This is a genomic window from Actinocorallia libanotica (assembly GCF_039525175.1).
Lineage (GTDB): Bacteria > Actinomycetota > Actinomycetes > Streptosporangiales > Streptosporangiaceae > Actinocorallia > Actinocorallia libanotica.
The window spans coordinates 71176-82628 of record NZ_BAAAHH010000034.1 but is presented as its reverse complement, the minus strand read 5'-3'; the positions used below and the strand labels follow the sequence as shown (position 1 = coordinate 82628).

The 11453-nt window shown below is 72.8% G+C and carries 12 protein-coding genes; 4 read left to right on the top strand and 8 right to left on the bottom strand.

Annotated features, from left to right (window positions below; all coding sequences use genetic code 11):
- Positions 1-142 precede the first annotated feature (142 nt).
- Positions 143-721, top strand: a complete 579-nt coding sequence (locus tag ABD140_RS31380) for a TetR/AcrR family transcriptional regulator (protein ID WP_344244961.1) — start codon at positions 143-145, stop codon at positions 719-721.
- Positions 722-724: 3 nt separating this feature from the next.
- Here the strand turns inward: ABD140_RS31380 and ABD140_RS31375 are convergent, their stop codons facing one another.
- The gene (locus ABD140_RS31375) at positions 725-1039 is read right to left on the bottom strand and encodes a chorismate mutase (protein WP_344244959.1); all 315 of its coding nucleotides are present in this window, start codon (positions 1037-1039) and stop codon (positions 725-727) included.
- A gap of 79 nt (positions 1040-1118) precedes the next feature.
- Complete coding sequence (locus tag ABD140_RS31370; protein ID WP_344244957.1) at positions 1119-1706, bottom strand: TetR/AcrR family transcriptional regulator; 588 nt, start codon at positions 1704-1706, stop codon at positions 1119-1121.
- Positions 1707-1783: 77 nt separating this feature from the next.
- Between ABD140_RS31370 and ABD140_RS31365 the strand changes: the two genes are divergently transcribed.
- On the top strand, positions 1784-2812 hold the full coding sequence (locus tag ABD140_RS31365; RefSeq protein ID WP_344244955.1) for an alpha/beta fold hydrolase: 1029 nt from the start codon (positions 1784-1786) through the stop codon (positions 2810-2812).
- Between the two features lie 59 nt (positions 2813-2871).
- Here the strand turns inward: ABD140_RS31365 and ABD140_RS31360 are convergent, their stop codons facing one another.
- The 3 genes from ABD140_RS31360 to ABD140_RS31350 all read right to left on the bottom strand — a co-directional run bounded on the left by ABD140_RS31360 (position 2872) and on the right by ABD140_RS31350 (position 6369).
- Positions 2872-4053, bottom strand: a complete 1182-nt coding sequence (locus tag ABD140_RS31360) for a trans-sulfuration enzyme family protein (RefSeq protein WP_344244953.1) — start codon at positions 4051-4053, stop codon at positions 2872-2874.
- A gap of 88 nt (positions 4054-4141) precedes the next feature.
- A complete protein-coding gene (locus tag ABD140_RS31355) occupies positions 4142-4918 on the bottom strand; it encodes a lysophospholipid acyltransferase family protein (protein WP_344244951.1) in 777 nt (258 codons plus the stop codon).
- Between the two features lie 80 nt (positions 4919-4998).
- Positions 4999-6369 carry an FAD-dependent oxidoreductase gene (locus ABD140_RS31350; protein ID WP_344244949.1) on the bottom strand — a complete coding sequence of 457 codons (1371 nt, stop codon included), beginning with the start codon at positions 6367-6369 and terminating at the stop codon, positions 4999-5001.
- 221 nt (positions 6370-6590) lie between these two features.
- Between ABD140_RS31350 and ABD140_RS31345 the strand changes: the two genes are divergently transcribed.
- Together ABD140_RS31345 and ABD140_RS31340 are read left to right on the top strand one after the other, a co-directional pair.
- Positions 6591-7343, top strand: coding sequence for an iron-containing redox enzyme family protein (locus tag ABD140_RS31345; RefSeq protein ID WP_344244947.1), 753 nt, complete (start codon positions 6591-6593; stop codon positions 7341-7343).
- Positions 7344-7535: 192 nt separating this feature from the next.
- Positions 7536-8993 (top strand): WS/DGAT/MGAT family O-acyltransferase, encoded by a 1458-nt coding sequence (locus tag ABD140_RS31340; protein WP_344244945.1) that lies wholly within the window; start codon positions 7536-7538, stop codon positions 8991-8993.
- A 96-nt stretch (positions 8994-9089) separates the two neighbouring features.
- Here ABD140_RS31340 and ABD140_RS31335 read toward each other — a convergent pair whose 3' ends face one another.
- From ABD140_RS31335 to ABD140_RS31325, 3 genes are read right to left on the bottom strand one after another with little or no spacing between them, the layout of a single operon-like run.
- A complete protein-coding gene (locus tag ABD140_RS31335; RefSeq protein WP_344244943.1) occupies positions 9090-9752 on the bottom strand; it encodes a response regulator transcription factor in 663 nt (220 codons plus the stop codon).
- Entirely contained in the window at positions 9730-11115 is a 1386-nt protein-coding gene (locus tag ABD140_RS31330; RefSeq protein ID WP_344244941.1) for a sensor histidine kinase, read from the bottom strand. Before ABD140_RS31330 ends, ABD140_RS31335 begins: the two co-directional genes overlap by 23 nt.
- A gap of 9 nt (positions 11116-11124) precedes the next feature.
- Positions 11125-11415: a hypothetical protein gene (locus tag ABD140_RS31325; protein WP_344244939.1), complete on the bottom strand. Its 291-nt coding sequence runs from the start codon at positions 11413-11415 to the stop codon at positions 11125-11127.
- Positions 11416-11453 lie beyond the last annotated feature (38 nt).

Genomic DNA, 11453 nt, shown 5'->3' with positions numbered 1-11453 from the left:
GACGCCGTGCCCGCACGGCGTCGGCGACGTCGGCGGCGTCGGCACGAACGCGCGGCGTCGGTGCCGGTGCGCGGCGCACGCGCGCCCGCCGGGAATCCGACCCGCGGCGTGTCCCGGCGCCGGGGAAGGCACACTAAGGACCATGTCTCCAGCGCCCCCGCCCGGTGAGGACCCCGTGACCGCCGACTGGTCCGACCGCCGGGCCGACGCCCGCCGCAACCACGAGCGGGTCGTCGCCGCAGCCCTGGAGGTCTTCGCCGAGCGCGGCCTGGAGGCCACCGTCCCCGAGGTCGCCGCCCGCGCCGGAGTCGGCAAGGCCACCGTCTACCGCAGCTTCCCCGCCAAGGACGACCTCATCGCCGCCGTCGCCCGCCACGAGATCACCTGGCTCACCCGCCGCATCGCCGCCGCCCCCACCGACGGAGACGCCTTCACCACTCTCCAGGCCCTGTTCGGCGACATAGCCGAACACGTGGCCGGCAACCGCGTCCTCGCCGAGATCCTCCCCACCGCCCCCCTGCGCGAAGGCGACGCCCCCGACCACGTCGAACACCTCCTGGCCACCGCCCGCGACCAGGGCACCGTCCGCCCCGACGCCACCGTCCAGGACATCAAGGTCCTCATCAGCGGCTGCAGCCGGGCCCTGACCGACCTGGGCGTCCACGACCCCGCCCAATGGCGCCGCTACGCCACCCTCGCCCTCAACGCCCTCCGCCCCTGACCCCTACGCGTTCTCCCCCGGTGAGGAGGCCTCCTGGATCTGCGCGTGCTCCCGCAGCTCCAGGTCGATGAAGGCCGTGATCATCGCCCGCCACACGGCCTCGGCGACGTCCGGGGCGAGTCCGGCGTCGACGGCGCGGGCGCGGACCGCGGTGATGACCTGCTCGACGCGGTCGGGGGCGCGTACGGCCGCCGTGTCCTTCTTGAAGGTCGCGGCGGCCTGGACGAGGCCCTGCCGTTCGGCCAGCAGCCGGACGAGTTCGCCGTCGATTCCGTCGATGAGCTCCCGGACTTCGGCGAGGGAAGAAGGTTCCGTCATTCCAGGATGGTCCCAGGCGCCTCAGCCGAAGATCAAGGCGTTTTGATCTTCGGGGAGGCGGTCCGAAGGCCCGCGGGGGTCAGGCGAAGAGGGCGGTCTCCAGCATCGTGACGAGCGCCTCGGCGGCGGTCCGGGCGTCGTAGCCGGGGTCCCGCAGGCGTTCGGTGACGATCGCGTCGATCGCTCCGCCGGTGATGAGCGCGAGGGTGCGCGGATCGGGTCCCGGGGGGAGGCCGCGGGACCCGCGGGCGCGGCGCAGGAGGGCGGCGAGCGGCTCGCGGCGGGCTTCGGCGTCGGGGCGGCCGTCGGCGGTCATCGCCTCGATGACCATGCGGGCGTGGTGGGGGTTCTCGGTCAGGTATCCGACCATGCGCCGTGTGTAGGCGGCGGGCGCCTGGTCGGGGGGCGCGGCGTCGACGGCCGCCCCGACGTCGGCGACCAGGGCGTCCAGCACGTGCGCGTGGGCCGCGGCCACGACCGCGTCCTTGGAGGCGAAGTGGTAGAGCACCGCGCCCTTGGTGATGCCCGCGGCCTGCGCGATCCGCGCCAGTGAGGCGGCGGCGTACCCGTGCTCGGCGACCAGGCCGATCGTGGTCTCGACGAGCTGGTCGCGGCGGGCCTGCTCGATGAAGCTGAGCCGCCGGTCCTCGGTACGCCTTCCTGCCATGGGACGAAGGTACCGCATTTCGCGTATTCTTTGACCGTGTGGTCAAAAAATTGACCGGTGTTCAGCGGGGAGGGGCGATGGACGACGTCGAGCGGGACGGGCAGGCCGTCGAAGGGGCGCGGTCGGCCGTGCGGGAGGGGCGCGGGCGCCGCCGCCGCCGGGTCCTGAAGATCACGGGCGCCGTCGCCGCCGTGGCGGTCGTCGCCCTGGCCTTCGCCCTGCGCAGGCCCGCGCCGGTGGGGCACTGGAACAGCGCCGAAGGCCGCGCGGACTTCCTGGCCGCCTACGACAGGGCGATGGCGGACATGCCGCGGGCCGCCGGGACGGTCGACGTGCGCACCGGCTTCGGGTTCGTGCGGGTCCACCGGTACGAGGGCGCCCCCGGCCGGGCCGAACCGCTGGTGCTGCTGCCGGGGCGGGCGTCCGCGTCACCGGTGTGGGCGGACAACCTGCCGCACCTGCTCAAGGTCGGCGACGTCTACACGGTCGACCTGCTGGGCGAGCCGGGCGGGAGCGTGCAGGAGGCGCCGATCACCTCCGACGCCGACCAGGCGGCGTGGCTGGACCAGGTGCTCGCGCACCTGCCGGAGGAGTCCTTCCACGTGGTCGGGTTGTCGATCGGCGGCTGGACGGCCGCCAACCTCGCCGTCCACCGGCCCCGGCACGTCGCCACGCTGACCCTGCTGGACCCCGTGTACACGTTCTCGAACATCCCGTTCGGCACCGCGATCCGCGCGATCCCCGCCTCCGTGCCGTGGCTGCCGAAGTCCTGGCGCGACTCGTTCAACTCCTACACCGCCGGCGGCGCCCCCGTGGAGGACGTGCCGGTCGCGGACATGATCGAGTCCGGGATGAAGCACTACACCCTGCGCCTGCCCCAGCCCGCGCTCATCGGCGAGAAGGCGCTGCGCGGCCTGAAGATGCCCGTACTGGCGATCCTGGCGGGCGAGTCGGTGATGCACGACGCCGCGGCCTCCCGCCGGACCGCCGAGCGCGTCCTGCGGAACGGCACGGTGAAGGTCTACCCGGCCGCCTCGCACGCCATCAGCGGCGCGCAGCCCGCCGCGATCGCCGCCGACCTGGCCGCCTTCCTCGACGCCCGCTGAACGACCGGACGAGGAAGGCGACGCGGGCCGGCGGGCGGGCGGGATGTGACCGGTTGAGGTCAGATTCGGTCAAGGGCGCGGGAGACGTCCTGCCAGAGGTCGTCGGGGTGCTCGATGCCGACGGCGAGGCGGACGGTGCCCTCGGTGAAGCCGGCGGCCTCCAGCGCCTCGGCGGAGTACATGCGGTGGGAGGTGCTGGCGGGGTGGATGACCAGGGTCTTGGCCTCGCCCAGGGACGCCGTCAGGGCGATCAGCTCGGTGGACTCGATGAAGCGGCGGCCCGCGTCGCGGCCTCCGGCCAGGTCGAAGGCCAGGACGCCGCCGCCCTGGCCGCCGTCCAGCAGGCGCTGGGCGGTCTCGTGGTCGGGGTGGCCGGGCAGGGACGGGTAGGAGACGCGCTCGACCTTCGGGTGGGACGCGAGCTCCTTGGCCAGGTGGAGGGCGTTGGCGCAGTGCCGCGGCACGCGCAGGCCCAGGGTGGCCAGGCCGCGCAGCAGGAGGAACGCGGCGAACGGGTCGAGGGTCATGCCGAGTTCGATCGCCTCCTTCCAGACAGCATGGTGGTCGGCTTCGGAGGCGAAGACCGCGACGCCCGCCACCGCGTCGCCGTGGCCGCAGATGTACTTGGTGGCGGAGTGCACGACGACGTCAGCGCCGTGCTCCAGCGGGCGGCACAGCAGCGGGGTCGCGAAGGTGTTGTCGACGACCTTCTTCACGTCCGGGCCCGCGGCGGCGATCAGGGCCGGGAGGTCGGCGACGCGGGTGGTGGGGTTGGCGATCGTCTCCAGGTACAGGAGGCGGGTGTTCGGCCGGAGGGCCTCGCGGATCTCGGCCGGGTCCTCGCCGGAGACGTAGGTGACCTCCACGCCCCACTTGCTCGCCAGGGTCTGGAAGGAGCCGTACGTACCGCCGTAGAGGCAGCTCTGGGCGATGACGTGGTCGCCCGCCTTCAGGAAGCCGTGCAGGACGGCGTTGATGGCGCCCATGCCGGAGGCGGTGGCCAGGGCGCCGGCGCCGCCTTCGAGGTCGGCCAGAGCGGTCTCGAACGACTTCACGGTCGGGTTGCCGAGGCGGCTGTAGAACGGCGCCCGGTTCGGGCCGTCGAACGCCTCGGCCATGCCCTGGGCGCTGTCGAAGGCGAACAGATGGCCCTGGTAGATCGGCATGCCCAGGGGCCGGCTGCCCTCGGGGACGATGATGGGGACGTGGACGGCGCGGGTCTCCGGACGAAGGTCGGTCATGCCTTCCAGTGTGACCCTGCTTGACCAGGGCAAACAGAGCCAATCCCTGTGAAGTGGCCTACTCCGCCGATCCCGGGCGCCGAGCCGCCTACTCCTGCGGCTTCTGCGCCTCGCGCCGCGCCTTGCGGGCGGCGCGCTCGACACGCTCGGCCTCGTCCAGCTCCGCGGCGCGCTCGGGGGTGGGGGCGGTGCCGCCGAGGTGGGCGGGCTGCCACCACTGGCCGGTGCCGTCGACGGGGTAGTCGCGCTGGGCGCGGTCGACGAGCGCCTGCATGCGCTCGTGCAGCTCCTTGGCGACCTGCTCGTAGTCGTCGCCGCGCTTGGGGTGCATCGGCTCGCCGACCAGGATGTGGACCGGGGTGTTGCGCTGCCAGAGCTTGCGCTTGCGGCCCTTGGTCCACAGGCGCTGGGTGCCCCAGACGGCCATCGGGATGAGCGGGACCTTGGCGGCGACGGCCATGCGCACGGCGCCGCTCTTGATCTCCTTGACGGTGAAGGACTGGCTGATGGTGGCCTCGGCGAACACGCCGACGACCTCGCCCGCCTTCAGCGCCTTGAGCGCGGCGATGTAGGAGGACGCGCCGTTCTCCCGGTCGACCGGGATGTGGTGCATGCCGCGCATGAGGGGGCCGGAGACCCGGTGGTCGAAGACCTCCTTCTTGGCCATGAAGCGCACCAGCCGCTTGGCCGGGTGGGCGCCCAGACCGGTGAAGATGAAGTCCAGGTAGGAGATGTGGTTGCAGGAGAGGACCGCCCCGCCGGTGGCGGGGATGTGCTCGTGTCCCTCGATTTTGATCTTCAGCCCCAGCACCCGGAACATGGTCTTGGCCGCGGCGATGACCGGGGGATACACGCGCTCACTCATGCTGGAAAACCTAACCTAAGACGTCGCGACCCGGGAAATGGCCGGTGGACACAAGCGAGTCGTTCCCCTTTTGGGGGGTTTCACCTTGCCGCGGGCTCGGGCAGCAGCGGCGCGGCCTCCGGCGGCCTGCTCCGGTTCGCCATGATCCGCGCCAGCGCGGCGGGCCGGAACAACGAGGTGGGCGGCTTGGCGAGCCCCAGGACGTCCAGCATGTCGGCGCAGCTGTCGGGGTCGGTGTTGGCGGCCCGCACGGCCAGGCTCACGTAGGCGTTGATGAGGCGCGTGTGCGGGAGCACGCGCGGCCCCTGCGTCTCGGCGTAGCGGCGGTCCTCCCCGGTGGAGATGAGCCAGGCGCCCGCCCCGGCGCGTTTGGCGCGCCGCTGGAACCAGCGGGTGCTCCGGTCCTCGCGCAGCATGCGGTCGAGTTCCAGCGCGCTGGCCGCGGCGACGGTGATGCCCTGCCCGTAGATGGGGTTGAAGGCGCAGACGGAGTCGCCGATCGCGGCGAAGCCCGCGGGCCAGGAGCGCATCCGGTCGTAGTGGCGGCGGTGGCCCGCGGTGCGGCGGAAGGACACCACGGGCGTGAGCGGCTCGGCGTCCTTGATGGCCTCGTACAGGACGGGGTCGCGCAGCCCCCGCGCGTACTCCAGGTAGCCCTCCTCGTCGGTCGGCGGGTAGTCGCCGCCCGCGCCGCTCAGGCTGCAGATCCACCGCCCGCCCTCCTGGGGGAACAGCCCGCCGGTGCGCTTGGCCTCGGGCGGCCCCGCCTGGAGGTACAGCGCCTTCCAGCCGGGGTCGTGGCCGGGCGGGATGGCGTAGTAGCGGCTCGCGTACCCCAGCAGCGGGTCGATCCGCGTCTCGCGGGGGAGCGGGCGGCCGAGTTCGGCCAGCCACGCGGGCGCGTGGGAGCCGCGGCCGGTCGCGTCGACCACGAGGTCGGCGGCCATGAGCTCCTCGGCGCGCGCGGCGTCGCCGCGCTCGGTGTAGCGCACGCCGGTGACGGCCTCGTCTCCGGTGAGCCCGGTGACCTCGATCCCGGTGCGGACGGCGAGCCTCGGCTCGCCGAACAGCCGGCCGCGGACCGCGTGGTCGAGCAGGCCGCGGCTGAAGGTGAGCATCCGGGTGGTGTCGAAGCGCCGCCGCCAGCCGCCCGAGGTCAGCCACAGGAAGTCGGCGGGCAGCCGCAGGTCGGGCGCGCCTCCGGCGAGCAGGTCGGACTCCAGGCCGGGGATCAGCCCGTCGAGCAGGCCGCGCCCGTGCTCCCACAGCACGTGCAGGTGCCGGCCCTGGGGGACGCCGGGGCGGGAGACCGGCTCGCCGGGGAAGCCGTCGCGTTCCAGCAGGGTGACCTCTTCGAAGTGGTCGAGGAGAACCCGCGCGGAGAGCAGCCCGGCCAGGCTCCCTCCGACGACCACCGCGTGCCTGCGCCGGGTCAAGGTCGTGCCTCCCATTGCTTGTGGTCCTTGTGTCGCCGCGCGGTCGGATGTCCGGAGGCTACGGGGTGCATCGATTGTGCGAGCCGGGCCGACAGGCGACTAGTGGTGAGATGTCCTATTTATGTATTACGGATGATCCGTAAGGAAGGTAAGGGAAGAGAGGTATTTACAGGAATAGTGATCAATTTGATAGTTGTGACCACTTCCCGTAGTCCCACGGAGGGAGATTCCGCGAAGTGAGCACCCAGACGGAACGTTCCAGGCCGCCGACCAGAACCCAGCACCACCGCACCGTCAAGCACGAGCTGTCGGAGAGCCCGCACCCCCCCTGGGTGATGGACATGCTGGAAGAGCTGCGGCCCCACTGGGCCGCGGTGACACAGAGCCCCGTCTTCACCGGCACCGCCGCCGACGGCGTCGACGACGACGTCTGGCGGCGGGTCATCCCCGAGTTCTTCGGCGTCGTCGAGTCCTTCCCCAAGTACATGGGGGTCTACCTGGGCCGCACCACCTACGGCAGACGCCCGGGCGACCTGCTGGCCCGCGACTGGCTCATCGGCAACATCCGCACCGAGGCGCTGCACGCCCAGTGGTACATCGACTGGGGCGTGGGCCTCGGCCTCACCGAGGAGGAGATCGTCCGCCACCGGCCCGGTCCCGAGGTCGCCGCCCTGCAGGAGTACCTGTGGTCGGTCTCCTACCGGGGTTCGCTGGCCGAGGCCTTCGGCGCCGTCAACTACGCCATCGAGGGCACGACCGGGGACTGGACGCGCCTGGTCATGCCCGCCTTCAGGGAGCGCCTCGGCGCCGACGAGTACGCGCTGACGTGGCTCGCCGAGCACGTCGAGTACGACGACGCCCACCCCCGCGAGGCGCTCGAGCTCATCAAGCTCACCACCCGCGACGCCGATGACCGCGCCGCGGTCCAGGAGGCGGTGCGCCGTTCGCTGGAGCTGTTCCGGCGCGGCTTCGATTCCTGTATCGGCTGACCGTATAACGGCCGCGTCCTCCCTTTTCCGGTTCTGGGGAGGACGCGGCCGTTTGCGTAAGTCCCGCGGTCGAGGAAACCTGGGTTAAGTCATTGTTATTAATCCTTGACCTCTGTTGACGGCCGCGCTTCGACGGCATAGCTCTAGTGGTTGGGACGCAGGGGCCGGCGAGCAGACGGGGCATGAGAACCAATGGGCCAACTCACCGCGGTGGACACCAACTTCCTCGACATCGAGTCACGCAGGACCCTCTCGCACATCGGAGGGCTCGCCATCCTCGACACCACGCTGTGCGAGGGGGGCAGGCTCACCAGGGGCGACATGGTCGAGCTCATCCGGGAGCGCGCCCACCTGGCCAAGCCGCTGCGGCGCAGGCTCGCCTCCGTGCCGTTCGGGCTCGACCGGCCCTACTGGGAGGACGACCCGAACTTCGACCCGGCCCGGCACGTGCACGAGGTGGCGCTGCCCGCGCCCGGCGACGACCTGCAGCTGGGCGCCGAGGTCGCGCGCATCCACGAGCGCCCGCTGGACCGGCGCCGCCCGCTGTGGGAGCTCTTCCTCATCCAGGGGCTGGCCGGGGGCCGCGCCGCCATCTACGCCAAGGTGCACCACGCCTGCGTCGACGGGGTGCTCGCCGCGGAACTGCTCGCCGCGCTGCTCGACCTGCAGCCGGAGGCCGCCGAGCTGCCCGTGCCGCCGCAGGAGAAGGAGACGCGGCCCGAGCTGCTGCCGATGCTCACCCGCGGCGTCACCCGCTTCGCCCTGCACCCCGTCCGCTCCACCGAGGCGCTCGTGCGCACCGCCGGCCACCTCGACCAGCTGCCGGTCATCGGCGGGCTGCCGGGCGTGCGCGAGGTGTCCCGCGCGGTGCGCTCGGTGCTGGGCCAGCGCCAGCCCGACCCCTCGGGGGCGCGGATGTCGCCGCCGCGCACCCCGTTCAACGCGCCCATCTCCCAGCACCGCGCCTTCGCGTTCGGCTCGCTGCCGCTGGAGGACGTCAAGAAGGTGCGCCGCGCCCTGGGCGTCAGCGTCAACGACGTGGTGATGGCGATGTGCACCGGCGCGCTGCGCCAGTGGCTGATCGACCACGACGCGCTGCCCGACCGCCCGCTGGTCGCCTGCGTCCCGGTCTCGATGCGCCGCCGCGCCGAGTGCGGCGACGGCAACGCCCTGTCGGCGATGTTCGCCCCGCTGCCGGTCCAGATCGCCGACCCCACCGAGCGCTTCCTGGCGGTGCGCGCCGCGATGGTGAACGTCAAGCGCCGGTTCGCGGTCTCGCGCGGCAGCTGGTTCGAGGAGGTCAGCGCGCTGATGCCCGCCGCCCTGTCGGGCCTGGCCACCCGGCTGGCCATGCAGGGCGCCGCCGCGATCAACCCGGTGAACCTGCTGGTCTCCAACGTCCCCGGCCCGCAGCAGCCCCTGTACGCCCGCGGCGCCCGCGTCCTGGCCTACTACCCGGCCTCGGTGATCAGCGACGTCACCGGCGGCGTCAACATCACCGTCTTCTCCTACGACGGCAACCTCGACGTCGGCGTCATCGCCTGCCCCGACCTGGTGCCCGACACCTGGAACCTGGTCGGCTACCTGCGCGAGGCGCTGAACGAGCTGCTGAAGATCGTCGAGGCCGAGGAGGCCCCGGCCGCGCTCTGAGCGCTCAGGCGGCGGCGGCCGTGAGGCCGAAGGCCAGGGCCGGGCGGAACCGGTGGAGCAGCGGGATCACCGTGACCTCCAGGACGTTCCCCGGGCTCACAGGGGGCGCAGCCGGTAGCCGGTGCCGCGGATCGTCTCGATGCGGGCGGCGCCGAGCTTGCGGCGCAGGTAGCGGATGTAGACGTCGACGATGTTGGATCCGGGGTCGAAGTCGAAGCCCCAGACGTGGCTGAGGATCTGCTCGCGGGTGAGGACCTGGTCGGGGTTGCGGCACAGGAACTCGGCGAGGGCGAACTCGCGGCTGGACAGCTCCACGGCGCGGCCGCCGACGTGGGCGCGGCGGGTGCGCAGGTCGAGGGTGAGGCCGCCCGCCTTCAGCGAGGTGGCCTCGGGCGCGCGCTCGTGGCGCAGGCGCAGCCGGATGCGGGCCAGCAGCTCCTCGAAGGCGAACGGCTTGGCCAGGTAGTCGTCGGCGCCGCTCTCCAGGCCCGCCACGGTGTCGGCGACGCTGCTCCGCGCGGTCAGGATCACCACGGGGATCGTCACCCGCGCCTCGCGCAGCATCCGCAGCACGGTGAACCCGTCGCGGCCCGGCAGTCCGATGTCCAGGACGAGCAGGTCGAACCGGCCGCTGAGGGCGAACTCGTAGGCGTTCACCCCGTCGGGGACGACCGTGGTGACGAAGCCCTGCCTGCGCAGCCCCTTGTCCACGAAGGACGCGATGCGGTCCTCGTCCTCAGCGATGAGAATCCGGTTCATCTGCTGCCTCCTCCAGGACGGCGGGGATGGTGATGGTGAAGAGCGCGCCGCCGCCCGGGGCGTCGGCGACCGCGACGCGGCCGCCGTGCGCGTGCGCGATGGAGCCGACGATGGCCAGACCCAGGCCGGTGCCGCCGCGCTCGCCGTGCGCGAACCGCTCGAAGATCCGCTCGCGCAGCTCGGGCGGCACGCCGGGCCCGTCGTCGCGCACCCACAGCGCCAGCCCGCCGTCCCGCAGCGCGGTGCCGACGCCGATCCGGCCGCCGTCGCGGGTGTGCCGCACGGCGTTGGCGACGAGCTGCAGGAGCGCCTGGGTGAGCCGCTGCCCGTCGGCGGTGACGTGGGCGTCGGCGACCTCGTCCAGGCGCCACTCCCGCGCGCCCAGGGTCCGCACCTTGGCCAGCACGTCCACGGTCAGCTCCGCGACGGGCACCGTCCCGGGCTTGAGGAAGCCGGGCTGCTCCGAGCGGGCCAGCAGCAGGAGGTCCTCGACGATGCGGTTCATCCGGCCGAGCTCGTCCATGACCAGGGCGAGGGTCTCCTCGCGGTCGTCGTCGCCCATCAGCTCCAGGTGGCCGCGCACCACGGTGAGCGGGGTGCGCAGCTCGTGCCCGGCGTCGTCGAGGAACTCCCGCTGGACGGCGAAGGCGCGTTCCAGCCGGTCCAGCATGCGGTTGAACGTCCCGGCCAGCGCGGAGACGTCGTCGTGGCCGGGCACGGTGAGGCGGCGGCTGAGGTCGGAGGAGCCGCTGATCTGCTCGGCGGTGGTGCGCACCAGCCGGACGGGGGCGAGCACCCGGCCGGAGACCAGCCAGGCGACGATCCCGGCGATGCCCACGGCGGCCAGGGACGTGCCGCCGAGGACCCGCGTCACCTCGGCGACCTCGCGGCGCTCGGCGTCGTAGAAGAGGCCGACGACGAGCGCGCCGCGCCGGGGGTCGCCGGTGACCCGGACCGGGACCGCCAGGTAGCGCACCCGCCCGGCCTCGCTGTGGGCCCAGCCCATCCGCGTGGTCCGCGCCGCGGCCGCCTCGGCGACGAGCCGCGGGTCGCCGTCCAGCAGGGCGGGGCCCGGCACGGAGCTGCGCCGGTCGGCCCTGCCGTCGACGATGGAGAAGTACGTCTCGTTCCGGTCGGGCGAGGTGACCGCCAGGTAGTCGGTCAGGAGCCGCCGCACGTCGACGGCCGCCTCGTTGCGGCTGCCGGCGAAGGCGCGGAACTTCTCCGCCTCGTTCGCCAGCTCCGCCGACACCTGGTCGTTCAGCCGGGTGACCAGCAGCGACCAGGTGGCCGAGGAGGCGACGCCCAGCGCCAGCGCGACCACGAGCAGCACCCAGCCGACGATGCGGGCGCGCGCGCTCATGCGGTGGGCTCAGTCGTCATCGTCGTCCCCGCCGTCGTCGTCTTCTCCGCCGCCCGGGACGGGCGGCGGAGGCTGGACAGGGGAAACGGTATCTGTGTCGGGTTTCGTGGTCTTATGGGGCTTAAGTGATGGTTCTGGGGTCGCCGTGGCCCGGTCCGCCGGGGTGGTCCCCGTGACCACGACCTCGGGTCCCAGGGCGGGGTCGTCCGAGCGTGCGGCCAGCACGAGCGTGATGACCGGAACGAGGACGAGGGAGGCGATCCCCCCGGCCGCCACGGCCAGGGAGCCGCGTGATGCCATGCCCCCACCGTAGGGACCGCCTCCGGCGAAGGAAACGG

Bases quoted from the DNA above. Each gene is read 5' to 3' on its own strand.
- ABD140_RS31370 (WP_344244957.1), bottom strand. From the start codon at position 1,706: ATGGCAGGAAGGCGTACCGAGGACCGGCGGCTCAGCTTCATCGAGCAG.
- ABD140_RS31325 (WP_344244939.1), bottom strand. From the start codon at position 11,415: ATGGCATCACGCGGCTCCCTGGCCGTGGCGGCCGGGGGGATCGCCTCC.
- ABD140_RS31380 (WP_344244961.1), top strand. From the start codon at position 143: ATGTCTCCAGCGCCCCCGCCCGGTGAGGACCCCGTGACCGCCGACTGG.
- ABD140_RS31365 (WP_344244955.1), top strand. From the start codon at position 1,784: ATGGACGACGTCGAGCGGGACGGGCAGGCCGTCGAAGGGGCGCGGTCG.
- ABD140_RS31335 (WP_344244943.1), bottom strand. From the start codon at position 9,752: ATGAACCGGATTCTCATCGCTGAGGACGAGGACCGCATCGCGTCCTTC.
- ABD140_RS31330 (WP_344244941.1), bottom strand. From the start codon at position 11,115: ATGAGCGCGCGCGCCCGCATCGTCGGCTGGGTGCTGCTCGTGGTCGCG.
- ABD140_RS31360 (WP_344244953.1), bottom strand. From the start codon at position 4,053: ATGACCGACCTTCGTCCGGAGACCCGCGCCGTCCACGTCCCCATCATC.
- ABD140_RS31350 (WP_344244949.1), bottom strand. From the start codon at position 6,369: ATGGGAGGCACGACCTTGACCCGGCGCAGGCACGCGGTGGTCGTCGGA.
- ABD140_RS31375 (WP_344244959.1), bottom strand. From the start codon at position 1,039: ATGACGGAACCTTCTTCCCTCGCCGAAGTCCGGGAGCTCATCGACGGA.
- ABD140_RS31340 (WP_344244945.1), top strand. From the start codon at position 7,536: ATGGGCCAACTCACCGCGGTGGACACCAACTTCCTCGACATCGAGTCA.
- ABD140_RS31355 (WP_344244951.1), bottom strand. From the start codon at position 4,918: ATGAGTGAGCGCGTGTATCCCCCGGTCATCGCCGCGGCCAAGACCATG.